The sequence below is a fragment of the Actinoallomurus bryophytorum genome, from assembly GCF_006716425.1.
Taxonomy (GTDB): Bacteria; Actinomycetota; Actinomycetes; order Streptosporangiales; family Streptosporangiaceae; genus Actinoallomurus; species Actinoallomurus bryophytorum.
The window spans coordinates 381,927-406,077 of the sequence record NZ_VFOZ01000002.1 but is presented as its reverse complement, the minus strand read 5'-3'; the positions used below and the strand labels follow the sequence as shown (position 1 = coordinate 406,077).

19 protein-coding genes are annotated in these 24,151 nt (G+C 70.8%); 9 read left to right on the top strand and 10 right to left on the bottom strand.

The genetic code is table 11. From position 1 onward, the window contains the following. Positions 1 to 145: 145 nt before the first annotated feature. On the bottom strand, positions 146 to 2,959 hold the full coding sequence (locus FB559_RS38100) for an AfsR/SARP family transcriptional regulator (RefSeq protein WP_185792667.1): 2,814 nt from the start codon (positions 2,957 to 2,959) through the stop codon (positions 146 to 148). A 113-nt stretch (positions 2,960 to 3,072) separates the two neighbouring features. Here FB559_RS38100 and FB559_RS38095 point away from each other — a divergent pair, with 113 nt between their 5' ends. Further along, positions 3,073 to 4,134, top strand: a complete 1,062-nt coding sequence (locus tag FB559_RS38095) for an AraC-like ligand-binding domain-containing protein (RefSeq protein WP_246122771.1) — start codon at positions 3,073 to 3,075, stop codon at positions 4,132 to 4,134. Between the two features lie 59 nt (positions 4,135 to 4,193). Here FB559_RS38095 and FB559_RS38090 read toward each other — a convergent pair whose 3' ends face one another. Beyond that, positions 4,194 to 5,213, bottom strand: a complete 1,020-nt coding sequence (locus tag FB559_RS38090; RefSeq protein WP_141962470.1) for an aldo/keto reductase — start codon at positions 5,211 to 5,213, stop codon at positions 4,194 to 4,196. A 146-nt stretch (positions 5,214 to 5,359) separates the two neighbouring features. Between FB559_RS38090 and FB559_RS38085 the strand changes: the two genes are divergently transcribed. Then, the gene (locus FB559_RS38085; protein WP_141962469.1) at positions 5,360 to 6,202 is read left to right on the top strand and encodes a helix-turn-helix domain-containing protein; all 843 of its coding nucleotides are present in this window, start codon (positions 5,360 to 5,362) and stop codon (positions 6,200 to 6,202) included. 65 nt (positions 6,203 to 6,267) lie between these two features. Here the strand turns inward: FB559_RS38085 and FB559_RS38080 are convergent, their stop codons facing one another. From FB559_RS38080 to FB559_RS38060, 5 genes are all read right to left on the bottom strand, one after another. Continuing rightward, positions 6,268 to 9,012: an alkaline phosphatase family protein gene (locus tag FB559_RS38080; protein WP_141962468.1), complete on the bottom strand. Its 2,745-nt coding sequence runs from the start codon at positions 9,010 to 9,012 to the stop codon at positions 6,268 to 6,270. A gap of 3 nt (positions 9,013 to 9,015) precedes the next feature. Then, positions 9,016 to 10,371: an ABC transporter permease gene (locus FB559_RS38075; RefSeq protein ID WP_141962467.1), complete on the bottom strand. Its 1,356-nt coding sequence runs from the start codon at positions 10,369 to 10,371 to the stop codon at positions 9,016 to 9,018. Between the two features lie 65 nt (positions 10,372 to 10,436). Beyond that, positions 10,437 to 11,438 (bottom strand): ABC transporter ATP-binding protein, encoded by a 1,002-nt coding sequence (locus FB559_RS38070; protein ID WP_141962466.1) that lies wholly within the window; start codon positions 11,436 to 11,438, stop codon positions 10,437 to 10,439. Positions 11,439 to 11,586: 148 nt separating this feature from the next. Continuing rightward, positions 11,587 to 12,000 carry a hypothetical protein gene (locus FB559_RS38065; RefSeq protein WP_141962465.1) on the bottom strand — a complete coding sequence of 138 codons (414 nt, stop codon included), beginning with the start codon at positions 11,998 to 12,000 and terminating at the stop codon, positions 11,587 to 11,589. Between the two features lie 106 nt (positions 12,001 to 12,106). Further along, positions 12,107 to 13,201, bottom strand: coding sequence for a helix-turn-helix domain-containing protein (locus FB559_RS38060; RefSeq protein WP_141962464.1), 1,095 nt, complete (start codon positions 13,199 to 13,201; stop codon positions 12,107 to 12,109). 75 nt (positions 13,202 to 13,276) lie between these two features. On the opposite strand from FB559_RS38060, the gene FB559_RS38055 reads away from it, so the two are divergent. Then, on the top strand, positions 13,277 to 14,407 hold the full coding sequence (locus FB559_RS38055; protein WP_141962463.1) for a serine hydrolase domain-containing protein: 1,131 nt from the start codon (positions 13,277 to 13,279) through the stop codon (positions 14,405 to 14,407). On the opposite strand, the gene FB559_RS38050 is transcribed toward FB559_RS38055, so the two are convergent. Then, positions 14,382 to 15,095 (bottom strand): DJ-1/PfpI family protein, encoded by a 714-nt coding sequence (locus FB559_RS38050; RefSeq protein WP_141962462.1) that lies wholly within the window; start codon positions 15,093 to 15,095, stop codon positions 14,382 to 14,384. The two genes, FB559_RS38055 and FB559_RS38050, sit on opposite strands and share 26 nt — an antisense overlap. 88 nt (positions 15,096 to 15,183) lie before the next feature. Between FB559_RS38050 and FB559_RS38045 the strand changes: the two genes are divergently transcribed. From FB559_RS38045 to FB559_RS38025, 5 genes are all read left to right on the top strand, one after another. Next, positions 15,184 to 16,143: a GlxA family transcriptional regulator gene (locus tag FB559_RS38045; protein WP_141962461.1), complete on the top strand. Its 960-nt coding sequence runs from the start codon at positions 15,184 to 15,186 to the stop codon at positions 16,141 to 16,143. Between the two features lie 181 nt (positions 16,144 to 16,324). Further along, positions 16,325 to 16,912, top strand: coding sequence for an ATP-binding cassette domain-containing protein (locus FB559_RS38040; protein WP_141962460.1), 588 nt, complete (start codon positions 16,325 to 16,327; stop codon positions 16,910 to 16,912). Further along, positions 16,902 to 18,131: an ABC transporter substrate-binding protein gene (locus FB559_RS38035; protein WP_141962459.1), complete on the top strand. Its 1,230-nt coding sequence runs from the start codon at positions 16,902 to 16,904 to the stop codon at positions 18,129 to 18,131. Before FB559_RS38040 ends, FB559_RS38035 begins: the two co-directional genes overlap by 11 nt. Further along, positions 18,128 to 19,828 carry an ABC transporter permease gene (locus FB559_RS38030; protein ID WP_185792666.1) on the top strand — a complete coding sequence of 567 codons (1,701 nt, stop codon included), beginning with the start codon at positions 18,128 to 18,130 and terminating at the stop codon, positions 19,826 to 19,828. Before FB559_RS38035 ends, FB559_RS38030 begins: the two co-directional genes overlap by 4 nt. Continuing rightward, the gene (locus tag FB559_RS38025; RefSeq protein ID WP_141962457.1) at positions 19,825 to 21,879 is read left to right on the top strand and encodes a hypothetical protein; all 2,055 of its coding nucleotides are present in this window, start codon (positions 19,825 to 19,827) and stop codon (positions 21,877 to 21,879) included. Before FB559_RS38030 ends, FB559_RS38025 begins: the two co-directional genes overlap by 4 nt. Here FB559_RS38025 and FB559_RS38020 read toward each other — a convergent pair. Further along, positions 21,876 to 22,301, bottom strand: a complete 426-nt coding sequence (locus tag FB559_RS38020; protein ID WP_141962456.1) for a MerR family transcriptional regulator — start codon at positions 22,299 to 22,301, stop codon at positions 21,876 to 21,878. The two genes, FB559_RS38025 and FB559_RS38020, sit on opposite strands and share 4 nt — an antisense overlap. A gap of 83 nt (positions 22,302 to 22,384) precedes the next feature. Between FB559_RS38020 and FB559_RS38015 the strand changes: the two genes are divergently transcribed. Next, positions 22,385 to 23,470, top strand: a complete 1,086-nt coding sequence (locus tag FB559_RS38015) for an aldo/keto reductase (RefSeq protein WP_141962455.1) — start codon at positions 22,385 to 22,387, stop codon at positions 23,468 to 23,470. A gap of 106 nt (positions 23,471 to 23,576) precedes the next feature. On the opposite strand, the gene FB559_RS38010 is transcribed toward FB559_RS38015, so the two are convergent. Next, positions 23,577 to 24,071, bottom strand: coding sequence for a hypothetical protein (locus FB559_RS38010; RefSeq protein WP_141962454.1), 495 nt, complete (start codon positions 24,069 to 24,071; stop codon positions 23,577 to 23,579). Positions 24,072 to 24,151: the final 80 nt, after the last annotated feature.

Sequence of the window (24,151 nt, the reverse complement as noted above, 5' to 3'; positions counted from 1 at the left end):
TCCACCCGGTATGTGACGGCCGTTCTTCGCCCAGAATGCCGCGAGCCCCTAGGGAAGTCATTGACGTTATGTGCACTGTTGTTGCAGATTCCTGCACAATGTCGAAACCACACCGCCGGATATCAAGATCATCTGTTGAGTTGACCTATGTCGGCGTTTGGCCGAGGTCGTTGAGCAGGGCGTGGATCCGGTCCAGCTCGGCGTCGTGACCTATGTCGACGAGGATGTTGATGGCTTTGCGCCAGGCGTCTTGGGCGGCGTGGTCATCGCCCGTCGCGCGACGGGCTTCTCCGAGGTGGACGAGGGTCTCTGCCTCGTTAAAACGGTGGCCCAGTGCCCGGTTGAGTTCCAGGCTGCGCCGGTAGCAGTCGATCGCGTACCGGTAATCACTGATCTGCTGGTATGCGTAGCCGAGGCTGTCCCATGTGCTGGCTTGACCGCGTTCGTCCTCGAGTTCTTGTTGCAGGGTCAGGGCCTCGCGGCAGTGGGCGATGGCCTGCTGGTAGAGGCCGAGTTTGGTGTGGTCCCATCCGACCGCGTTGAGGGCTCTGGCGCGTCCTGACCGGTGGCCGAGCGAGGTGAAGAGATCGAGGGCCTTGAGGTCGTGGTGGAGAGCCGTCTGCTGGTCGCCTTGGCGCTCGTACATCCAGCCCAAGGCGAGGTGGGTGTGTGCTTGGCCCCGGCTGTCGCCGAGATCTGTGGATAGCTCGAGTGCCCTCACGAGTTCGTGGCGCGCCTCGGGGAAGCGATGCGTTTCGATGAGGGCGTACGCCAATGGCCGGTGGCACTCGGTCTGTGCCGAGCGGTCACCGAGCCGGGTGGCGGCGGCGAGTGCCGTGCGCTGCAGGGCCTCGACGTCATGCCATCGTCCGCGTCGGCAGAGGTAGGTGGTGGCCGTCCACGCCAGTTGCCAGGCGTGAGTGTCGAGGCCGGTGCGGGCGGCGTGTTCGACGGCCGTGAGCAGGGGTGCGCTTTCGCGTGTGAGCCATTCCATGGCCTGGTCATGGGTGGTGAGCCGCTCGGGCGAAACACCATCGGCCGCCGGCGCCAGGGTGATGGGGTCCCGGTGAGGTTGGATCAGTCTCTCGGCAGTGCGCGCGGTGTGCAGGTAATGGTCGAGTATCCGCCCGAGCGCTGTGTGCCGTTCGGCGTCGGAATCGAGGGTGTGGGCGAGTTCGGTGGCGTACGTGCGCAGCAGGTCGTGGCAGGTGTGGCGGCCGGGCGTGTGTTCCTGGATCAGATGTGCGGCCTGCAGCTTGCGCACGTGAGTGCGGAGGCGGGGAAGGGGGAGCGCGGTGAGGCTGGCGGCCGCGGGCAGGCCGACGTCCGGGCCTGGTGCCAGGGCGAGCTGCCGGAAGACCTTGGCGGTCTGGGCGTCGAGGGCGCGGTAGGACGTGGCGAAGACCGCACGTAGATCGGCGGTCGTCTCCCCGGCGTCCAGGACGTCGAGCCGGGTCGTGGCCTCGCGCAGTTCTGTGGCCAGTGCGGTGAGGGAGAGTGCGCGGTTCATGGTGGCGCGGGCCGCCAGGATGCTGATGGCCAGGGGCAGGCCCGCACAGTGCCTGAGGAGTGTGGCGGCGGCGTCGGGTTGAGCGGCGATCCTGTCGGGGCCGAGGCGCAGGCTGAGCAATTCCTGTGACTCGGACTCGGTCAGCACGTCCAACGTGAGGGGGATTCCGCCGTGGCCGGTGATCAAACCGGTGAGTTGGTGGCGACTGGTGACCAGGACGATGCATCTGGGGCTGCCCGGGAGCAGGGGCAGGACCTGAGTGGAGTCACGGGCGTTGTCGAGGATGATGAGCAGGCGCTTGCCCGCGGTAAGGCTCCGGTAGAGCGCGGCCTGGGCGTCCGGGTCTGCGGGGATCTCCGCAGGGGCCACGTCGAGGGCATCGAGAAAAGTGCGCACCGCCACCGTCGGTGGTATCGGTTCCGCTGAGGCGGAGAAACCTCGCAGGTCGGCGTACAGCTGCCCATCGGGAAAATGTTGCTGTTGAGTGTGGGCCCAGTGCAGCGCCAGCCAGGTCTTACCGCTACCGCCGGCACCACCGATCGTTGAGATCGTCATCGTGTCGCCCCGCTCGGCCCGTGGCCCCAGCAGGCGGTCAAGGTGGGCGAGTTCGCGATTCCGGCCGACGAAGAGGGGCGGCGGAGCAGGAAGCTGTCGCGGTGCCGGAGCGAAAGCCGGTGCCGTCCTTGCCCTGGACCGGATGGGTACGGTAAGCGCCGGGTCGGCGGTGAGGATCTGCTGGTGCAGGTGCTGAAGCGGCGGGCCGGGGTCAGCGCCCACCTCCTCGGCCAGGCGCTTCCGGATGTGTCGATACTGGGCCAGGGCCTCGCCGGCACGCCCGCTGCGGTACAAGGCCAGCATCAGCTGGCCGGCCAGGCGTTCGTCCAGCGGATGCGCCTGGATGCGGATGGACAGCTCGGCCATCAGCTCGGAATGTCGGCCTAGCCGCAGCTGGAGGTCGCCCAAGGCCAGCTCGGCGGCGAGCTTCTCCCACAGGAGAGCTTCCCGCACCGAGTTGAACCACGGCGTGTCCACGCCGGCGAACGGTTCCCCCTGCCAGAGCTCGAGCGCCTGCTCGAACAGGGGCGCAGCGTGATCGTCATCCCAGGCGGTACGGGTCTGGGCGATCATTCGGCGAAAACGGTGCAGGTCGACGGCGTTCTTATCAACCGCAAGGGCGTAACCACCGGACCGCCGCGCTATTTCCACCTCATCGCCGGCAATGGATAACGCCTGGCGAATACGGGACAGGTAGCTGTACAGCGTCTCCTGAGCCCGTTGCGGAGAACGCTCACCCCACACTCGTTCAACGAGCTGGTCGACCGGCACCACGCGATTCGCCTCGACGAGCAGGACCGCTAGCACGCACCGCTGTCGCGCATGCCCCAGATCCAGCGACCGGCCATCGACCCGCGCCCGGATATCGCCGAGCAAGCCGAACTCCACCACCACCGTGTCCCCCCGCGCCTTGAACCAGACGTAGCGGGCTTGAGCAGCTGATTCAAGGTTCGCCCAAGATTCTCGCACATAAAGGTGCGCACAGTGGATCTCAATCCATCTGGAATATGTGGAGACATCGCGGTGGACGAGTCGATCCGGATCATCGTGACAAGTGGATTGACCGTGGGTTGAATATGAAAGGTATCGGCATGATCGAGACCGTGTTCCGGAGTGAGGACGTGCCTCCGGCGGAGCGGTTCGCCTATTGGCAGGAGATGGCAACCCGTGCGCATACGCCGACGATGATACGCAGTGATCACGAGGCGGATTTTCGGGCCACGGTGCGGAATCTGCACCTCGGTGCCGTCCAGGTGTCCGCGCTGACCTATCCGCCGATACAGGTGAGCCGAACCCCCAAGCTCATCCGCCAGTTCGATCCCGAGAGGTTCCAGTTATGGCTCAACCTCAAGGGAACGATCGTCATCAACCAGGGAGGCCGTAGCGCCGAACTCGGCCCGCAGGACCTGGTGCTCTTCGACACCTGGCGGCCCTACAACGGCCGGACGGACGCGGTAGCAGGCATCGTGCTGGAGTTTCCCCGCGTACTGATGCCCATCAATCCCGACGCCCTCCGTGAACTCGCCGTGGTCCGTCTGCCGGCAGGCGAGGGGCTGGGCGCCCTGCTCTCCCGCCACCTCACCGGACTCGCCGCAGAGGCGGCCCACTATCGACCGGCCGACACCGCCCGCCTGTCCGGCATCACCCTGGATCTACTGGCCGCCCTGTACGCCCACCACCTCGAGGCCGACACCCTGCTGCCGTTGGAGACCCGTCAACAGGCACTGTGCGCGCAGATCCACGACTTCATCCAGCAGCGGCTCGGCGACCCCGATCTCACGCCGGAATGCATCGCCGCAGCCCACCGGATCTCCACCCGGTCCCTGTACAAGATCTTCCAAGGCCAAGGACTGACCGTCGCCGCCTGGATACGCCAACGCCGGCTAGAACGCTGCCGTCACGACCTCACCAGACCCGAACTGAGCCGCGTCCCGATCCACGCCATCGCGGCGCGCTGGGGATTCACCAACAACGCGCACTTCAGCCGGGTCTTCCGTACCGCCTACGGCATCTCACCCAGGGATTACCAGCACCTCACGCGCAGCGACGCCGTGCGAGAACCGGCATAACAGGGTCGACAGCGATATACGGCGAGGAGCGCGATTTGCGCCGAGGCCGGCGTGTGGTGTCAGCGAGGACGGCGGCGGGTCTGCTTGTCTCCGAGGGTGGAGGGCAGGAAGAGGATGTCCTTCTGGTTGAGGTTGACCCCCGGCGGAACGATCTCGTCGATCCGGTCCAGCACGTCGGTGTCGAGTTCGACGTCGGCGCCGGCCAGGAGGTCGGTGAGCTGTGCGGGGGTGCGTGGGCCGATGAGGACCGAGGTGATCGCCGGATGGGTCAGGACGAAGGCGATGGCCAGATGGGACATCTTCAGGCCCGCTTCGTTCGCCAGCTCGGTGAGCTCTCCGACGGCCTTCGCCTTCGCCTGGTTTCCCGGTTCCGTCTGGTCGAAGAGCGGCGTGGCGGCTCCCGCGTTACGGTGACCCGCCGTCGGGTCGGCACGGCCGGAGAGCCAGCCGGAGCCGAGCGGGCCGAAGGTCAGCACGCCCATGCCGTACCTCTGGGCGGTCGGCAGTGTCGTGGCCTCGACGCCGCGCAGCAGGATGTTGTACGGCGGCTGCTCGGACCGGAAGCGCTGGTGGTTGCGCCGCTCGGCGACCCACTGTGCTTCGACCATCTGCTCCGGGTGGAACAGTGACGAGCCGATCGCGTTCACCTTGCCGGCCCGGACCAGGTCCGAGAGCGCCGAGAGCGTCTCGTCGAGGTCCGTGACCGGATCCCAGCGGTGCATCTGGTAGAGGTCGATGTGGTCGGTGCCGAGACGGCGCAGGCTCGCCTCCACCGCCCGCGTGATCCACTTGCGGGATCCGCCCCGCTGGTTGGCGTCCGACCCCATCGGCAGCGCGAACTTGGTGGCGAGGACGACCTCGTCGCGCCGTCCCTTCAGCGCCTTGCCGACGATCTCCTCGCTCTCGCCGGCGGAGTAGACGTCCGCGGTGTCGATGAAGTCGACGCCCGCGTCCAGCGCGGTGTGGATCATGCCCACGGCTTCGTCGTGATCGGTGTTGCCCATCGCGCCGAGCATCATGGTGCCCAGCGCGAACTCGCTCACCGACATGCCCGTACCACCGAGGATTCTGCGTTTCATGGTGTGTTCTCCACTGGTGTGACTGCCTCGGTCCAGCTAAGCACCGGATCGAACCGACATCCTGGGGTCCGGGGGGTACCAATAGATCCCCTCACGGGGGGATTACGCCAGGTGGGGGACGTATCCGAGCGAATAGTCTGGCGGTCATGAGCGAGGGGAACGCGGAGCTCCGGGCATTCCTGCGGACGCGACGGGCGCGGCTGGCGCCGGAGCAGGTCGGCCTGCCCGCTCAGCCGGGCATCCGCCGCGTGCCGGGGCTGCGCCGCGAGGAAGTCGCACGGCTCGCCGGGGTGAGCACCGACTACTACATCCTGCTGGAGCGCGGCCGGAACCTGAACGTCTCCGAGTCGGTGCTGAAGGCACTGGCACGGGCACTGCGGCTGAACGACACCGAGCGCACCCACCTCCTCACGCTGGCACGACTCGGGCGGTCCCCGTCGGGCCACCGGCCGATGCCGGAACAGCGCGTGCGCCCGGGCCTGCTGCACGCCCTGAACGCACTCACCGACGTGCCGGCGCTGGTGATCGGCCGCCGCTGTGACGTACTGGCCACCAACGCGCTCGCCCGTGCCATTTACACCGACTTCGACGCTCTGCCCCGCCGCGAGCGCAATATCGTCCGTTTCCTCTTCCTCGAGGACGCGGCGCGAGAGCTCTATCTCGACTGGCCGGACGCGGCCCGCAGTGCCGTCGCCGGACTGCATCTCTACGCCGGGCGCAATCCGCACGACGCCCGGCTCACCGAGCTGGTCGACGAGTTGTCCGTACGTGACAGGGACTTCCGCCGCTGGTGGGCCGACCACGACGTGCACCGGCACAGCCATGGTGCCTACCGTTTCCGCCACCCCATCGGCGGCGAGATGACTCTCGACTACGAGGCACTCGCCCACACCGCCGATCCGGAGCAGTTCCTCGGACTGCACAGCGCCGCACCCGGGTCTCCCTCTGAGCGGGCCCTGCGCCTCCTCGCGAGGGCAGGGGATGGGTGAACAGCGCAGAGGGCCCCTGGCCGGCGGTGATGCCGGCCAGGGGCCAGGGGCCGGGCCCCTCGGTGTCAGTCGTCGGATCCCGCGGGCGGGATGTAGGCGCCCGGCACCTGGTCCGGTGTGTAGACCTTGGTCTCACCCGGGTAGGGCTTGTTCCACGCGTGTGTCTGGTACCACGTGAAGTGGTTCATCTGCGCGGGGTTGGCGTAGTCGGCCGTGGCGTTCGGTCCGGTCAGGCGCTGGTGTGCCTTCCACTGCTGCCACTGCGCCGCGACCTGCTGCCGGTCCGCCGGCACCGTGGTGGACGGCTGGGCCTTGGCGAACTGCGGCGGGACCGTGTCCGCGCCACAGGTCGGCTGGGTCGGCAGCCCCAGGGTCAGCGAGGTGCGGTTCGGTACGACGGTGAACGGCGCGTAGTTAGGCCTCTTGGCGAACGCCGTGGCCATCGGGGTGGCGGCGCTGTCCTTCTGGTTCATCGGGTGGATCCCGAGGATCTGCTCGATGGTGCGGATCATCGTGATCTGTGAGTAGTAGTGGCTGTCGACGGTGCCGTGATCGGCCCAGGGGCTGATGATCTGGATCGGGGCACGGTGCCCGTCGACGTGGTCGAGGCCGGCCTGGGAGTCGTCCTCGGCAACGAAGATCGCCGAGTCCTTCCAGTACTTGCTGTGCGAGATCTCGTCCACGATCTGGCCGACGGCCAGATCGTTGTCGGCGACCTGGGCGGCCGCGTTCGGCGGGCCACCGGTGTGGTCGCTGGACAGCCAGAACATGTTGAGGTTCGCCGGCCCGTTCTTCTCGAAGTCACGCTTCCAGATCTCGGACCGGTAGATGTCCGGGACGCTGGTGTCGAACTTCGGGAAGCCGTGCACCGACACGTTGTTCAGTGACGGGATCGGCGAGGACGAGTCCAGGGGATAGGCGGTGTCCTGCCCCGTCGACACCATGGTCTTGGTGTCGCAGTACAGGTTCTGCCAGGTCGCACCGGCCGGCTTGGTAAGGAACTGCTGGAACTCACCGAAGTCACGTACGGTCTTGCCCGCCGCCTGCGCACCGGTCCAGATGAAACCGGTCCGCTGGTGGCCGAGGGCGTCGTCCTCGGTGTCGTAGCTGCGCAGGTACTCCCCGGCCGAGGACTCGGTGTACTCCGGGTCGTCGGCCTGCATCAGCCAGTTGTGACCCTCGGCGGAGTTCGTGCCGATGTCGTAGGTGTTGTCGTACAGCCCGAACTGGTCGGCCAGCGCGTGCTGGTTCGGCGTCACGTTCTCGCCGAACTCCGCCAGCGTCGGGTCGCCGTTGCCCTTCGGGATGTCACCGTAGAGCTGGTCGTAGGTCCGGTTCTCCTTGACGAGCAGGAAGACGTGCTTGATCGTCGAGGGGTCGCCGAGCCGCTGGGGGACCGGCACCGGGTTCTTGTCGCCCCTGCCCTTGGCCAGCTGGACCGAGTTCTTGGTCCAGCCGTTCTGCTGGAAGACCTTGGCCGTGTACGACTTGATGACACGGTCGTTCGGCAGCGTGAACCGCTGCAGGCTCGACGTCGTGTCGTGGGTGCCGTGGGGCGCGCTGTCGGCGAGGCGGCGGGCGTCGATACCTCGGGTGTTGGAGACCAGTACGTCCTTGCCGACGGTGGTGATCTCCGCGGGGAAGTAGTCCGTCGGAAGCAGGCCGACGTAGCTGACCGGCTCCAGCGGCCTCGTGTACCGGTAGACGGCGACGGCGTTGGCGCGGCCGAGCGTCACCAGCAGGTGACCGTCGTTGGTGAGCGTCACCGCGTTGGGCTCGTAGCCCACCGACGCCTCCGGCCACGGCTGGGTGGCGATGGTCTGGACGACCTTGTCGCGAGCGGTGTCGATGACCGACACGTTGTTGGTGGCGGTGTTGGTGACGAACACCGCCCCGTTCTTGGCGTACAGGGCGGTCGGGTGCAGGCCGACGTCGATGCTCGCGGGAGCCGCCCCCGGGTTCGCCAGGTCGATGACGCTGACCGTGCCGGTGGTGGTGGCACCGGTCTTCGGGTCGGCCGGCACCTGGGTGTTGTAGGAGTTGATCGTCGTGTCGCCGGGCTTGGCCGGACGCCCGCCCTCGTTGCTGACGTAGAGCCTGTTCCCGACCACGACCATGCCGCGTGGGGCGTTGCCCACGGCCCAGCTCTGCTGGATGGTCCCGGTCGCCGCGTCCATGGAGACCACGCGGTTCTGGCCGTTGACGGCGACGTACACGGTCTTGCCGTCGGGAGAGAACACCGGCTGGGCCACCAGCGCGTGCTTGGGCCCGTCCGCCGGGATCTTGATGGACGCCGGGGCGGCGAGGGTGCCGTCCGCGTTCACGGTGAACTTGGTGTAGCCGTCGGTCTGGCCCAGCCAGAGCTGCGAACCGTCGGGCGAGTACGTGGGGCCCTCCTGGCCCACGTCGTTGCCGCTGATCCTCAGGTTCGCCGCCGCGTTGTTGCCGACGAGCTGCTGGACCTTCCAGTTCTTCAGGTCCACGATGGCGAGCGCCTCTCCACCATCGGTGATCGAGGCCGCCATGTGGGTGCCGTCCGGGCTGACCGAGGACGACATGATCTTGCCGTTGTTGATGACGAGGCGCTTGCCGATCGGGTTGATGTACTGGTCGCTGGACACGACCTGGCCCTTGTGGGTGGTCTGGCCGACCTGGTCCTTGCCGAACTCCTGTGTCGAGGCGTAAGCGATGCCTCCACTGGCAAGGGCGAGGGTCGCCGTACCGCCCGCTACCAGGCGGATCCGGCGGCCGTTACGTCTACCGAAGAGCCCGGACCGGGGCTTCGCGACGCGCTGGCGGGTGACATGCATGAACTATTCCTTCGGATTTCTCGCGAGCAGGTCGACGTTCCCGTCGAACTGCCACAGAGGGTTAGGTGCGTCCCCCATCGAGGTGTGCACCTGGAAGTAGCCGTTCACCTCCTTCGGCCCGTCTCCGTCGGCGACGTACCGCCCGTCCGCGGTGACGTCGAGCTGGTAGATGGCGTTCCCAACGGCGCTCGTGCCGGGGAGGTGCCAGTACACGACGCACCGCCAGTCGTTGCCCGGTCCGTGGTCGGCGACCCGGGAGCCGCCCTTGTCGCAGGACGCGGTGGCCCGCAGCCGTGCCTCGGTGACGTCGGGGCGGTGGAGCTCTCGCGTCTGCTGGCGGTAGAGATGGGCGTACGCCGTGGCGAGCGAGTTCTGCACCTTGGCCTGCTCGATCCCGGAACCCTTGGCCGGGGTCGCGCCGATGACCACGACGAAGGTGAGGGCGACCAGGCCGGCCAGCGGCAGCGCTCCCGCCACGAGGACGCGCCGGCCCGACCCCTCGTACGCGAGGTCGGTGAAGTCGCGGCGCAGGAACAGGCGGTACGCCAGCGCGGTGGCGACGACCGCCCACGCCAGGCTCACGACGAGGCCGATGAGGAGGGGACCCGTCTGCGCCGGGCTGGTGAAGAGCCCGCGCCAGGCGATGAAGGCGTGGCTCGGCAGCGCCAGCTGCACGGCCACCGGCAGAGGAAGCAACTGCGCGAGCTGCAGCGCGAAGGCGAGGAGTGCGGGCACCAGCAGCCCCATGGGGGAGCGGCCCAGCGCGACCGAGCCGAGGAGGCCGACCGCGGCGAACGCCAGCGTCGGCGCCACTACACAGGCCCACGCCAGCAGGACCGTGCCGGCCGCGTCCCCCGGCGTGAGGAGATGGCCGTCCAGGCCGACGAGCGGCCGGTTACCGGCCGCGGCCAGGCCGCCGGCGATGCCCGACACGGTCAGCCCGGCGAGCAGCAGCAGGAGCACGGTGAGGCTGGCGAGGCCCTTCGCCACGAAGATCCGCCTCGGTGAGCGGACCGCGACGAGGAGGTGGCGCCAGGTGCCCAGCCGGTCCTCGGCCGCGAAGACGTCGCCGGCGACGAGCGAGGTCAGCAGCGGGAGCGCCCAGGTGCACGAGAAGACCAGCACGACCAGCGACCCCGCCCAGCCCGTCGCGTGCATCGAGCGGCCGAAGACCGTGTCGGTGGGCAGTTGGCTCTGCAGGCTCACCAGGGCCACGAAGGCCGCGGGGGCGATCCAGCAGGCGACCAGCAGTACGCGGATCCGCCACTGGGAGACCAGCTTGACCAGCTCGAACCGGTAGCCACGCATCACCGGCGTCGGCCGGGCCGCGACCTCCGGCGGTGCTTCGGTCGTGGTCATGGGGACCTCCTTCGTCGGAGTGGTGGCCAAGGTGCCGTGCTCGCCGCTTCCCTCGCTCCGCTCCGTCACGGGACCTCCTGCGTCGGGCTGACGACCAGGGTGCTGTCGCTCTGCTCGGCCACGAGGTCCTCCTGCGCGGCTCCGGTCAGGGCCAGGTACGCCGCCTCGAGCGGTGGCACGACGGGAGCCAGCTCTCGTACCGCCACGTCGGCCCGTACCAGCCGTCTCACCAGTTCGTCGAGGGCGGTGACGGGCCCGTGGACCACGAGGACGTCGGCGTCCGGCTCGACGCGGTCGCGACCGGGCACGACACGGAGCCCCGACGTGTCCAGCGCCACCTGGTGCGCGGCCGCCGGGTCGGAGGTGCGCAGCCGGTAGTCGAGCTCGCCGCTCTCGGCGGCGAGCTTGCTCACCGGCCCGGAGAAGACGACCCGCCCGGTGGCGAGGAGGGTGACCTCGGAGCACAGCGCGGCGAGGTCGTCCATCCGGTGGCTGGAGAGCACCACCGCGGTGCCCTCCGCGGCGAGCCCGGCGATGACGCGGTGCACGTGGTGCTTGCCGGCCGGGTCCAGGCCGTTGGCCGGTTCATCGAGGACGAGCAGCCGCGGCGTGGTGAGCAGCGCGGCGGCCAGCCCGAGCCGCTGGCGCATGCCCAGCGAGAATCCCCGTATGCGGTCGTCGGCGACGTCGGTGAGCCCGACCTGCTCCAGTGCGTCGTCGACGCCGGCGGTGCGACCGGTGTCGTACCCGCGCAGTGAGGCCAGGGCCGAGAGGTTCTGCCGGGCGGTGAGCGACGGATAGAGCCCGGGGCCGTCCACGAAGCCCGCGACGCCGTCGGGGACGGCGAGCGTCCGCCCGACCGGCGTACCCAGGATCTCGAGGCGGCCACCGTCCGCGACCGCCAGGCCCAGCAGCAGACCGAGGAGCGTCGTCTTGCCCGCGCCGTTCGGGCCGACCAGGCCGTGGACCTGCCCGCTCGCCACGTCGAGGTCGACGCCGTCGAGCGCGATCACCTCACCGAAGGACTTGGTGATCCCGCGACCCCGGACCGCGGGGCTCCTCTGCATGTCGGTCTCCCTCAGCTTGATCGTCAGCCAAGAGGAGAACTTAGAGGTCGCGGTTTACTTGGGTAGAGCGCGCAGTGGAACATTAGGAGAAATGTCAATAATCCGGTCTATGTGCCGCCGATCCGGCGACCGTACGGCCGGCATCAGGCTACGGATTCCGCTGCCCGGCCGGGGAGGCGGGTGCCCTCCCGGCGGTGCCGCGGAACGCCTCGATGAGCACGGGTACGAGGAAGACCAGCGCGATGACGAGACCGATCGCCTGTACGACGCTGCCGGTGAACGCCACGGTGTCACCCGGGGTGCCGAGCTGGTGCCGGAAGTTCGGGGCGACGGTGCCGCCGATGCCGATGAACAACGTCGCCAGCGCGGCCGGGATGAGGGTCCACCGCCAGGGCGCGAACAGGACCAGTGCCGCCGCTGCCGCCAGGATCACCAGTCCGGGCGGCACGACGGGATAGTTCACGCCACCGGCGATCTGGACCGGAATGCTCGCGGCCGCGAGCACCAGTCCGGTGCCGGTGACCCGGCGGACGGTGGACGACGTGAGGTGCTGGCTGATCATGCTGGTTCCCTCCGGTGCCGGATGATTCGCATCATCATCGGCGCCGGCGTGGCGACGGCCGTAGTGTCCACGGCGGCTCCCGCCGTGCGCTCCGTGACGTAGGCGGTTACTCGACGCGTCCCTCGGACACGGCGAGGGCGAGCTCCAGACGCGTCGCGCAGCCCGTCTTGGCGTACACGCGAGTCAGGTAGGCCTCCACCGACTTCACGCTGAGGTGCATGACCTCGGCGATCTGGCGGTTGGTGCGGCCGGTACGGACGAGCCCGGCGAGTTCGCGCTCCCGTGGAGTGAGGGCGGGCGCCCGCCGTTCTCCCGCGCCGGCCGGTGGCGGAGCGGCGACGCCGCCGAGACGGTCACGGAGGTCCAGCGCGTCGGCGGCCAGCGCGGACAGTCCCGCCGACCCGGCCAGGCGGTGGGCGAGACGCGCGGGCTCGACGGACCCGGTGGCGCGGGCCTCGGTCAGCCCGGCGAGGACACGCGCCAGCGGGCCCTGGTCCTCCAGCCGTGCGAACCCCGCGTGCGCCTCGGCCGCGGTCTCCGGCTCGCCCGCGTCGACGGCGATCCTGGCCATCCGGTGCAGCAGCAGCGGGATCAGGCCCTGGTGGCCGTCCCGCCATGCCGCGTCGGTCGCGGTCCGCAGCCGGGCCAGGGCCACGGCGGGTTCGGCGTCCAGCCCGGCCAGCGCCCAGGCGGCCAGCGCCTTCGGGGCGGCGGCGGTGAGACGGACGGCGACCAGCCGCGCGGCGTCGGTCCGTCCGGTCCCGCGCAGCAGTTCGACCCTGAGGCTGAGCGTGACGGCGGCCGGCACCGGCGGCGGCATCGCCTCCAGCCGTGCCGTACGGGCCTGGGCCGCGCTCCGGTCTCCGGCCACCCAGTCGCACACGAGCGCGGCCTGTTCCCACTGGGGAGCCAGCGCGGCGATCCCCGCCGCGTGCAACCGTGACCCGGCCTCCGCCAGGTGGTGGCGTGCCGGGCCCGGGTTTCCCGAGGCCGCCGTGAGGAGGGCGGACGACGTGAAGGCGGTGACCTCCGACGGCGGATGACCGCCGGCCAGACTCTGCTGACGGTCGAGCGCCGCACGGCAGCCGGCGGCGTCGCCCCGGAGCCACGCCAGGCCCGCGGCGCGCCCCAGCGCCGCCACCCTGAACCAGCGGCCCGTACCGGGCAGGTCCGGAATCAGCGTCCCTTCGCGGTCGACCATTGCGTCACCGTACTGCGCCGGTTTGTAGGGGGATCCCTACTTACATGGGAGATCGTGACTCGCCAGGATCGCCCCATGGGCCATGAACGCATCGTCGGTATCTGCTGCGCACTCCTGCTCACCGCCGCGTGCGTACGCGGCGGCGGCCGGGCCGGTCACGACGCGCGGCCCACCGGAGGGCCGGAATGGCCGAGCGTGTCACCCGCCGCGGCCGGCCTGGACGTTAAAAGACTCGACGCGATCGCCGCCCAGGCCGGGAAGGGCAAGTCGAACTGCCTCGCCGTCGTACGGAACGGGAAACTGGCCCGCGAATGGTATTTCCGCGGGACCGGCCCGGACTCCACCCAGAACATCTACTCGGCCACGAAGTCCGTCACGAGTGTTCTGGTCGGCATCGCCCAGGACGACGGAGTCCTGCACGTCGGCGACAGCGCCTCGAAATGGATCCCCGAATGGAAGGGGACGCCGGCCCAGGCGGTGACGGTCCGCGACCTGCTCAGCATGGACTCGGGCCGCGAATGGAGCGTACGCGTCGACTACGCACAACTCCTGCGCGCCAGGGACCGTACGGCGTTCGCGGTCGGGCTGAAGCAGCAGCGTCCACCGGGGCAGGTCTGGGCCTACAACAACTCCGCGGTCCAGACACTCCAGCGCGTGCTCCAGAAGGCGACCGGCCAGGACGTCGCCGAGTACGCGCGAGAACGCCTGTTCGAGCCGCTGGGAATGGCGCGGACCGCGATGACCACGGACCGCGCCGGCAACGCGCAGATGTTCATGGGTGTGCGGTCGACCTGCCGCGACATGGCCCGCCTGGGTTCGCTGATGCTCGACCACGGCACGTGGAACGGTCGGCGGATCGTGTCCGCGGGCTGGGTCGAGCAGGCGACCGGGCACTCCTCGACCCGGCTCAACGCGGCGTACGGGTATCTGTGGTGGCTGAACCGCCCCGGCACCGTAGCCGGGCCGCTCTCGGCGACCGACCTCGGCGCGGCCGGTCATCCCACGACGGTCAAGGGACCGCTCGTCCACGGCGCTCCGCAGAACATGTTCTGGGCCCTTGGCCTCGGCAACCAGCTCGTCCAGGTCGACCCCGGGTCCGGGACGGTCGTGGTACGGCTGGGCACCCCCGAGCCGCGCCCCAGGCCGCCGACGTTCGGCCCGGCGGAGGCCGCCAAGGTGGTCACCGAGGCGCTCGTCCACCCGTGAGCAGACGGGACCGCAGGTCCGGATGGGCCTCCAGGGCGGCCGTCGCCTCCTGGGTCATCCACGCCTCCACGAGCGCACGGTCCGTGGTGTCCCAGTCGATGGGGCCGAAGGGCGGCCGCGGGTCGTACTCGATGGCGAGCTGGACCTGCCGCGCGGCATCCTCCCCGGCCAGCTCGCCGACCAGGTGCAGCGCCATGTCGATGCCCGCGGACACGCCCGCCGCGGTCAGGACGGGTCCGTCCCTGACCCACCGGCGCGTGACGGGTTCCGCGCCGAACGCGGCCAGCATCGGCATCGCCGCCCAATGGGTCGTCGCCCGCCTGCCGGTCAGCAGCCCCGCGGCCCCCAGGATCAGCGACCCCGTGCAGACCGACCCGACGACCGCCGCCGTACGGGCGGCGTCGCGCACGTACCCGAGCAGTGTCTCGTCGGTCATCGCGGTGAACGTCGGGCCCCCGCCGCCGGGGACGATCAGCCCGTACGGTTCGGTGACCTCCGCGAAGGTGTGCGACGCGGTGAACCACACCGATGAGTCGGCACGGAACGCGTCACGGCCGGCGGCCACCGTCACCGCCTCATAGGGCAGGCCGAAGGACTCCAGCACGGCCAGCACCTGTAGCGGGCCGACGAAGTCCAGGGCGGTGAGGCCCGGGTAGAGCACGAACGCGATGGTCTTCTTGTCCGTCATGCCGCCAGCTTCGCCCGGCCGTGGGTGGACGACGCCGGACGCGTCCGGAATCCTGGGAAGCCTGTCCTCCAGGACACGGGAGACCCTGATGCGCCGTGTGGTGGTCGTCGGGTTCGCCGACGCCGAGCTTCTGGACATCGCCTGCCCGGCCGACGTGTTCGACAGCGCCACGCGCTGGGGCGCGGACCCGCCGTACCGGGTGGAGCTCACCTCACTCGGCGGCCGCCCCATCGTCACCACGAGCGGCATCACGCTCGCCGCCGGCGCCGTCGAGCGCGTCGCGGGGCCGCTGGACACCGTCATCGTCTCCGGCGGCCTCGGGCACCGGCGCGCCGCCGAGGACGCGCGCCTGCTCACCCACCTGCGCAGGCTCGCCGGGCAGAGCCGCCGGATCGCCTCGGTGTGCACCGGCGCGACCCTGCTCGCCGCCGCGGGCCTGCTCGACGGCCGCCGGGTCACCACGCACTGGATGTGGGCCGAGGAGCTGTCCGCGGCATATCCGGCCGTGACCGTGGACCCGGCCCCGCTGTTCGTCGCGGACGGCAACGTGCACACCTCGGCCGGCGTCACCAGCGCGCTCGACCTCGCGCTCGCACTCGTCGAGGACGACCACGGACCCGCTCTCGCGCGCCGTGTCGCGCGGACCCTGGTCACCTATCTGCAGCGGCCCGGCAACCAGGCACAGGTCAGCGTGCACATCGCCGCGCCCACGCCGGACCACCGGACCGTACGCGCGGTCTGCGACCACGTCACCGCCCACCTCGGCACCCGCCTGGACGCCGCCGCGCTCGCCCGCGTCGCCGGAGTCAGCCCGCGGCACCTCACCCGGCTGTTCCGTACCCACCTCGGGACCACGCCGGCCAGGCACGTGCGCGCGGTACGGACCGAGACCGCCGCCCACCTGCTGACCTCCACCCGGCTGCCGCTCGGCGCGATCGCACGACGGTGCGGGTTCGGCACCGAGGAGACCCTGCGGCAGGCCTTCAACGACCACTACGCCACGACCCCGTCCGCGTACCGCCGCACCATGCGACGTCCCGGCGGCTGAGCGCGGAATGGCCGGTCACGGCCACGCGGATATGCGCTGGCAGGGCCGCGTGCCCGGCAAATGAGCGAGGCCGCGGGATAGGGTGAGAAGCCCTTTTACGAATGAGCACGGGCCTTTCACGCCCCGTGTCCCGAACACGGAGCGACCGCCCCGGAGCCGCCCCCGCAGCCGAGGGAGAGACGTGGCGAGCCTGAGACTGGACGGTCTTGGCTGGAAGGTCGCGGGTGCGTTATTCGTTCTGGACCTGACCGTCGAGTCCGGGGACGTCGCGGTCGTCCTCACCCACCGGCGAGCCGCCGCGTCACTGGCCGACGTGCTGCTCGGCCTCGCGCCGGCCGAGGACGGCACGGTCCGCGCCGGCGACCGTGACGTGACGGGCCTGCCGCCCGGACGGCGCGGCATCGCGCTGGTCCCGGCCGGTGGCGGGCTGCTGCCGCACCTCACGGTCGAGCGCAACGTCGAGTACGCCGGCGGCGACGCGCCCCGGTGGATGCGGCGGCTGCGGCTGGAGGGCATCGGCCGGTTCCGCCCGCACGAGCTCTCCCCGGTGCAGCGCCTCCAGGTTGCGCTGGCCCGCGCGCTGTCCACCGAACCCGCCGCGGTCGTCTTCGAGGACCGCGACGGCCACGTGCCCTGCCGTACGGCGGTCGCCGAGGCCCGCGGGCACGCCGCGGTGCTGGTGATCACCGACTCGGAGGCGCGCGGCGTCGCGCTCGGCGGAGTCCGGCTGGTCTCAGCGGGGCAGAGGGAGGCGTCCCATGCGTCGTAGGGAGGCGCTGGCGACGCTCGCGCTGTTCACGCTCGCCGACGCCGGCTGCGGCGCCGGGCGCGACGACCTGCGGGTCGTGGCGGTCTGGAACGGCTGGGAGCTGACGCGGTTCCACGACGTGCTGAGCGCGTTCTCGCGGCGTGGCCCGTGGAAGGTCAGCCTGCTCTCGGCCGGCAACGACGTCGGTGCGCTGGTCGGCAACCGGGTGGCCAGGACCGCCGTACCCGACGTCGCGCTCGTGCAGCGGCCGCAACTGGTGGCCGCCGCCCGGCGGAGGCTCGTGCCGCAGGAGGCCCCGCCGGGCGTCCCGGCCGGCTGGACGCGGCTGCTCACCTTCGACGGCCGCGTCTACGGCTCGTGGTTCAAGGTCGCGCACAAGTCGATCGTCTGGTACCGGCCCGACCTGCTCTTACGCGAGCCGAGGGACTGGGACGACTGGGTGGCGATCTGCCGGGACCTGGCGGGCCGCGGGCGGCCGCCGCTGGCGCTCGGCGCCGCCGACGGCTGGGTGCTCACCGACTGGTTCGAGAACGCGCTGCTCAGCATCGACCCGGGGACGTACGGGCGGCTGGCGAGCGGGGCCGCGCTGTGGCGGCACCCCAGCGTGGCGGCCGCACTGGCACGGATCGGCGAGATGTGGAGCATCCCGGGGGTGTTCGCGGGCGGGTCACGGCGGGCGCTGCTGACCCAGTTCGACGAGGCCCTGGTCGACGTGTTCGAGCACGGCTCGGCCGTGATGGTGCCCGGCGCCGACTTCTACTACCCGATCATCCGGCAGAACGGCTCCGCACCCGCCCGCTGGTTCCGTTTCCCGAGCCGGCGCGGCGAGCGCCCGCCACTGCTCACGGGGGGCGATGCCGCCGTGCTGCTGCGGCCCGCCAGCGCGGCCGGGCGCGCCCTCGTCGACTGGCTCGCCTCCCCGGAGGCCGTACGGCCCTGGGCGTCGACGGGCGGGCTGCTCTCGCTGGACCCGAGCGTGAACGACTACCCGCGCGACCTGGGGCCGCTGGCGGCGCAGCTCCGTGAGGAGACGGCCGGGGGCGTCACGTTCGACCTGTCCGACCAGCTCGGCGGCAGGCTCGCGGGCAGTGACGGGCGCGGCACGTGGAGGATCTTCCAGGAGTTCTTCACCGCGGTCGCCGGGCACCCGTCCGCCGTCACCGCCGCCGTAGGCCGCGCGGTCACCGCACTCGACATTGCCTCACGGGGGGCGTCGTGAACGATGCGGGACTGATCCCACGTGAGGACACGCGCGCGCCGGTACGCGGGCACCGGCCCCGGCCGTGGCGGCCCCTCCTGTACCTGACGCCCGCCGGACTGCTCGTCGGGGCGGTGCTGGTCCTCCCGCTGACATGGGCGGTGGTCGACAGCCTGCACGGCGGGCTGGGCAACTACGCCGAGGTGCTCCGCGACGGGCAGGTGCGGCACGCGCTGCGCAACAGCCTGTTCTGGCTGGTCCTGGCCCCGGTGGTCTGTGTCTTCGGCCTGCTGATGGCGTGGACGGTCGGGGCGCACCGCAGGGTCGGCGTGCTCGCCGCGCCGATCGCCGTGTCGGCACTGGTGACCGGGCTGGCGTTCCGGCTGATCGCGCAGCCCGGTGACTTCCTGCTCGGCCCGACGGGGATCTGGCTGGTGCTCGGCCTGGCGTTCGCCTGGCAGTGGGCGGGGCTCGCGGTCGTGGTCTTCCGCAGCGGCCTGAACGCGATCCCGGCCGGCCTCGTGCGGATGGCGACGGCGTTCGGGGTGAGCCGCCGACGGAGGCTGCGCACCGTCATCGGCCCGGCGCTGTTCCCGGCCGGCGCGCTGGTCCTGATCATCGTGCTGGTGGCCGCCGCCCGCGTCTTCGACCTGATCCTGATCGCCGCGCCCGGCTCGGACCAGGCCGAGGTCGACGTGATCGGGCTGCACTGGTGGCGGTTCCGCGAAGACCTGGGGGCCGGTGAGTCCGCGGCGCTGACCGTGATGCAGTTCGCGATCGCCGCCATCGCGGCGCTGGCCGGCCTGTGGGGGCTGAGCCGCGAGTGGCCGACGCGCTCGGAGCCGCCGGCGCCGCCGCGCAAGCGCAGGCTCGGCCGGGTCGCCGTGGTGGTGGCCGGCGCCGTCTGGGTGCTGCCGCTGTTCGTCCTGCTGATGACGTCCCTGCACACACCGCGCGCCGCCGCGGCCGGCGGCTGGTGGTCGCGCGGGTTCGGGTTCGAGTCCTACCGGCGGGCGTTCGAGGGCGGGGAGCTGACCGCGGCGCTGGTCAACACCGGCGCGCGTTCGGTGTTCGCGGCTGTGTTGCTGCTGGTCGTCGCGGTGCCGGCGGCGTACGCGCTGGCCTGGGGCGGGCTGCCGCGCGGGGCGAACCGCGCGCTGATCGCGGTCACCACGGTGGTGGCGGTGGTGCCGCCGCAGACCGTGATCGTCGAGCTGGGCAGGGTGTTCGACCGGATGCATCTCCTGGGCGCGCCGACCGCGCTGACGGTGGTGCACACGGCGTTCGGCGTACCGCTCGCGGTGCTGCTGTTGCGCGCGGCGTTCGCGTCGGTGCCGCGCGAGGTCGTGCACGCCCGCCGCTACGACGCCGAGCCGGGGTCGCCGCTGTTCGCGGTCGTGCGCGAAAGCCTCCCCGCGCTGGTCACCGTGGCGGTGCTGGAGTTCGTCCTCGTGTGGAACGACTACGTGGTCGGGCTGCTGCTGGGTGGCCCGGAGGCCGGCCAGGTCACCTTCGTGCTGTCCGACCAGGCGCGGCAGTTCGTCACGTCGGAGAGCGTGATGGCCGCCGGCGCGATCGTCGCGACGATCATCCCGCTGGGCCTCGTCATCGCCACCGGCAACTGGCTGGTGCGGGGCTTCACCTCCGGCGTACGCCGGGTGCCCCCCGCGGAGACCCGGCGACCGGCACGCGTCCGCCGTACCGGGGAGGCGGAATGATCGGCGGGAGCGGAGCGCGGCGGCCCCTGCGGATCGGGTCCCGCCTCACCGGCAGCGTCGCCCTCGCCGGTGGCGCGACGGCGTTCGTCCTGGACGTGACCGCCAACCAGATCGGCGCGCTGGGTCAGCGCGTGTCCTGGACGTTCACGGTGCTCTGCACCGCAGGGGCCGTGGCCATGTGGGCGCTCGCACACCGCGAGCCTCCGATGCCGGAGATCGTCGAACGGCGCAGCCTCACCGATCGCAGCCCGCTGGTCGGCCGCGAGGACGCCATCGACGAGACGGTGCGCAAGGCGAGGGCGCACCGGTGCGTGCTGGTGCGCGGCCCGCGCGGCATCGGCACCTCGGCGGTCGCGATCGAGGCACTGCTGAGCCTGGTGCCCGCGCCGGGGCAGCGGCACTGGGTCGACGCGTTCGGCCAGGACGAGCGGGAGATACGGCTCAGCGTGCTGCGCACGCTCGGCCTGCCGGTGGCGCACGCCGGCGACGGCTCCGCCGACCTCATCGCCAACCGGCTGCACAACAGCGGCGAGGCGCTGCTCATCGACAACGTCACCGACCCCGGGCAGGTGCGGTGGCTCGCACGCCCGATCTCCAAGGCGTACGTCATCGTCGCCGGTGACCTGGGACCGGACGACCTGCGCGGCGTCGCCGAGGCGTCCGTCGGCGGCCTGACACCCGGCGAGGGGCTCGAGCTGTTCTGCAATCCGTACGGACTGGTGCCGGTGCCGGGGTTCCGGCGGCGATGGCGACGGCTGCGCCGGCCGCACCGCCGGCCGCCGCCGCCCAACACGATCGAGGAGCGGGTCGCCGCCGAGCCCGGCCCGGCCGCCGAGCTGGCGCGTAACTACCTGCTGCTCCCGCGCGTCGTGAAGGAGGCGGGCCGGGTCTTCGACGCGAATCCGGACCTGCCGGTCTCCGAACTCCTCGGCCTCCTGCGGCAGAGCGCGCCATCGGAGCTGTCGGACCGGTTCCGCGACGTGTTCCGGTCGCTGCTGGCCGGGGTGCCGAAGGAGGGGCGCCGGCTGCTCGCGCTGATGACGATCGTGCCGTACGCCGCCTACGAGGTCACCGCGCTCGCGGCCCTGGCCGGGTGGCCGGTCGCGCGTGCCGACGCGTGCCTGTCCGACCTCGCCGCGCGCACCCTGGTGCACCGCGGCCCGGGCGGCGTACGGCTGTCCGAACAGGCCGGGGCACTGGGCCTGGACACCGGCCGCCGGAGCCGGGCGCGTGCGCGGCGCCGGCTGTTCACCTACTACGCGGAGCTGGCCGCCGAACACGCCGACCGGCTCGGCACCGAACGCTACGCGGAGGCGCGTACCTGGTTCGCCGCCTCCGACGCCGTGCTGAAGCGGCTCACCCGCGAGGACGATCCGACGGACGAGATCGTCGCGATCGCCGACGCGCTGGAGGTCTGGTACGCCCAGGAGGGGCGTAATCCCGAGCGCGAGGCCGTCGCACGGACACTCGTCGAGCTGGAGACCGAACCCGCCGCATCCGTCGGCCACCTCCGGCTGGCCGCCATGGCACGTACGCGCGGCGACGCGGACACGGCCGCCGGTCACCTGCACCAGGCGACGGCCCTCATGCCCCCGCGTGGCCTGCCGCAGTGGCACACCGAGGCGGCGTTGCAGAGCCTCCACCGCGACGATCTGCCCGCCGCCCGCGACGACATCGAGCGGTGCATCGCGGCCCGCCCGCCCGGCGACGCGCGCGGCCGCATCGGGGACGAGATCAACCTGGGCGTCGTGGCCACACGTGAGGGCGAGGGCGCGTACGGCGTCGAGCCGTCCGAGCCGGAGAAGCACCGCGCGGAGAGTCTCGAACGCGCGTACCGCCATTTCATCCAGGCCCTCGACCTGGCCGAGGACATCGGCGAGATCAGCGGACAGGCCCACGCACGCGAGATGATCGGCGTCGTACTGGCCCGGCAGCAGAGGACCCAGGCCGCCCTCCGCGAGTGGCAGGCCGCGGGCGAGCTGTGGGCCCGCATCGGCGACGAGGCCGGCCGCCGCCGCTGCGACCGCCACCGAGCCACCGCCCACGCCTAGCCCCGGGCATCACCCGTCGGACGGAGGTTCTTTCCCGGTTCCGCGCTGGGCCGCCCGGGCGGGCGGGGCTTCGTCCGGTAGATGAGGATCTTGCGCCGGATCTGTCTCTGGTGTGCGCGGAGCCCGGCGATCCGCTCCTCGATTCTCTGGTCGTGTGCTTCGAGCAGGGCGAGGCGTTCGGGCACGGTGTCGTCGCTGCCGCGGGCCAGTTCGGCGAAGCGGAGCATCTGTGCGATCGGCATGCCGGACTCACGCAGGCAGCGGAACATCAGCAGCCACAGCACGTCGTGTTCCGTGAAGCGGCGCTGCCCGCCCGGTGTGCGGTCGATCTCGTGGAGCAGGCCGATCCGCTCGTAGTACCGGAGCGTGTCCAGGCTGAAACCCGTCCGCTCGGCGACCTCGCCGGGCGAGTAGAAGTCCATGCGCCGAGCATCACACCTGGAGTGGGCTCCAGGTCAAGGCCCGGATTTGACCTGGAGCGCGCTCCAGACCGCAAGGTGGCGCCATGACAACGCACTATCGGTTGCTCGGGAGTACGGGACTGCGGGTCTCACCGATCGCGCTGGGCGCCCTGACGTTCGGTGAGGGCGGCTGGCACACGGGCGAGGACACCGCACGCTCCGTCTTCGTCCGCTACGTGGAGGCGGGCGGCAACTTCGTCGACACCGCGATCAACTACGCGGGCGGCCGCAGCGAGGAGATGCTGGGAACGTTCATCAAGGAGACCGGGGTGCGGGAAGGCCTCGTGGTCGCGACCAAGTTCGCCGTCGCCACACGGCCCGGAGACCCCAACTCCGGGGGCAACGGCCGCAAGAACATCCTGGCCTCGCTCGACACCTCTCTGCGGCGTCTCCAGACCGACTACGTCGACCTGTACTGGCTGCACATGTGGGACGCGATGACGCCCGTCGAGGAGGTCATGTCGACGCTCGACGCGCTGGTGCGCAGCGGCAAGGTCCGCGCCATCGGGCTGAGCAACGTCCCCGCCTGGTACGCCGCCAAGGCTCAGATGATCGCCCGTTCCCGCCACTGGGAGCCGGTCGCCGCCCTGCAACTGGAGTACTCCGTCGCCGAACGTGCCATCGAGCGCGAGCACGTCCCGGCCGCCCTCGACCTGGGCATCGGCATCGTCCCGTGGTCACCACTGGCGAACGGGCTGCTGGCCGGGAAGTACACCCGGGGACAACAGGGAGAGCTCCAGGGCGATGGACGCCTGACCCGGATGGCGGCCGACGGCACCCTCGACGCGCTGGACGCCACCGGCAACCCGGCGATATCCAAGCTGCTCACCGAACGGAACGAGGCCATCGTGGCGGTCCTGCGCGAGTGCGCACGCGAACTCGGCCGTACTCCGGCACAAGTGGCCCTCAACTGGGTGGCCCGGCGGCCCGGCGTCGTTTCGACGCTGATCAGCGTGACACGCCTGGCGCAGCTCGACGACGACCTCCGCGCCCTCGACTTCGAGATCCCCGCCGGGATGGCGGAACGCATCGAGGAGGTCAGCCTTCCGGAGCCGGTCTATCCGTACTACTTCTCCGGTACGGCCATGGGACCCGTGATCAACGCCGGTACCACCATCACGGCCGGCTGAGCCGAGCCGCCGCAGCGGCGGCGGCGGGACCGAAGGCGGCCCGGCGCGTGAGCGGCGTCAAGTGATGCCTGGTCTCCCGTGCCGGGGCCGCTTCTCCGGGCGGCTGTCAGGTGCGCGCCCTGGTCGCCTTGATGTAGGCGTTGGACGCGGGCAGGTAGGCGAGGACGGTGGCGATGACCAGGAGAGCCGTTCCCACGTACTCCACTCCCAGCGTGCCCTTGTTGGTCACCAGGGAAAGCGCGTTGAGAATGACCAGGACCGTCAGCACGATGCGTGCCCAGTTGCGGCCGGCCCGCAGTTTGGCCGCGAACAGCAGATAAAGCAGGAAGGCGACGACGGAGAAGCCCAGTGCGATCGCGACCGCGACGTTCGCCGTATTGTGGAGCTGGGTGTCCGTGAGCTTGGGATTGGACTTGTGCACGGCGTCGATGACCCGCTGCTTGTCGGAGAACACGAGGATGCCGCCGACGATCCCGACCAGGGCACTGATGATGTACAGCCAGAACGATGCGGTGATCGAGCCGGGCGGCTTGGCTTTGGGTTCGGTGGAGGTGGCGATAGGCGGGGCTGATGGCAGACCGTCATCCGGTGAGGCACTCATAGTGACAATATAGACCGTTTTGAGTGAACCTTTCAAACCAGTTCGGTCGACCCGAAAAAAGGCCATTCGATAAAACTCGA

Coding starts and splice junctions, on each gene's coding strand:
- FB559_RS38055 (WP_141962463.1), top strand. CDS start 13,277: ATGGGCCATGAACGCATCGTCGGTATCTGCTGCGCACTCCTGCTCACC.
- FB559_RS38045 (WP_141962461.1), top strand. CDS start 15,184: ATGCGCCGTGTGGTGGTCGTCGGGTTCGCCGACGCCGAGCTTCTGGAC.
- FB559_RS38095 (WP_246122771.1), top strand. CDS start 3,073: ATGTGGAGACATCGCGGTGGACGAGTCGATCCGGATCATCGTGACAAG.
- FB559_RS38080 (WP_141962468.1), bottom strand. CDS start 9,012: ATGCATGTCACCCGCCAGCGCGTCGCGAAGCCCCGGTCCGGGCTCTTC.
- FB559_RS38065 (WP_141962465.1), bottom strand. CDS start 12,000: ATGATCAGCCAGCACCTCACGTCGTCCACCGTCCGCCGGGTCACCGGC.
- FB559_RS38035 (WP_141962459.1), top strand. CDS start 16,902: ATGCGTCGTAGGGAGGCGCTGGCGACGCTCGCGCTGTTCACGCTCGCC.
- FB559_RS38015 (WP_141962455.1), top strand. CDS start 22,385: ATGACAACGCACTATCGGTTGCTCGGGAGTACGGGACTGCGGGTCTCA.
- FB559_RS38050 (WP_141962462.1), bottom strand. CDS start 15,095: ATGACGGACAAGAAGACCATCGCGTTCGTGCTCTACCCGGGCCTCACC.
- FB559_RS38070 (WP_141962466.1), bottom strand. CDS start 11,438: ATGCAGAGGAGCCCCGCGGTCCGGGGTCGCGGGATCACCAAGTCCTTC.
- FB559_RS38020 (WP_141962456.1), bottom strand. CDS start 22,301: ATGGACTTCTACTCGCCCGGCGAGGTCGCCGAGCGGACGGGTTTCAGC.
- FB559_RS38010 (WP_141962454.1), bottom strand. CDS start 24,071: ATGAGTGCCTCACCGGATGACGGTCTGCCATCAGCCCCGCCTATCGCC.
- FB559_RS38085 (WP_141962469.1), top strand. CDS start 5,360: ATGAGCGAGGGGAACGCGGAGCTCCGGGCATTCCTGCGGACGCGACGG.
- FB559_RS38090 (WP_141962470.1), bottom strand. CDS start 5,213: ATGAAACGCAGAATCCTCGGTGGTACGGGCATGTCGGTGAGCGAGTTC.
- FB559_RS38075 (WP_141962467.1), bottom strand. CDS start 10,371: ATGACCACGACCGAAGCACCGCCGGAGGTCGCGGCCCGGCCGACGCCG.
- FB559_RS38025 (WP_141962457.1), top strand. CDS start 19,825: ATGATCGGCGGGAGCGGAGCGCGGCGGCCCCTGCGGATCGGGTCCCGC.
- FB559_RS38060 (WP_141962464.1), bottom strand. CDS start 13,201: ATGGTCGACCGCGAAGGGACGCTGATTCCGGACCTGCCCGGTACGGGC.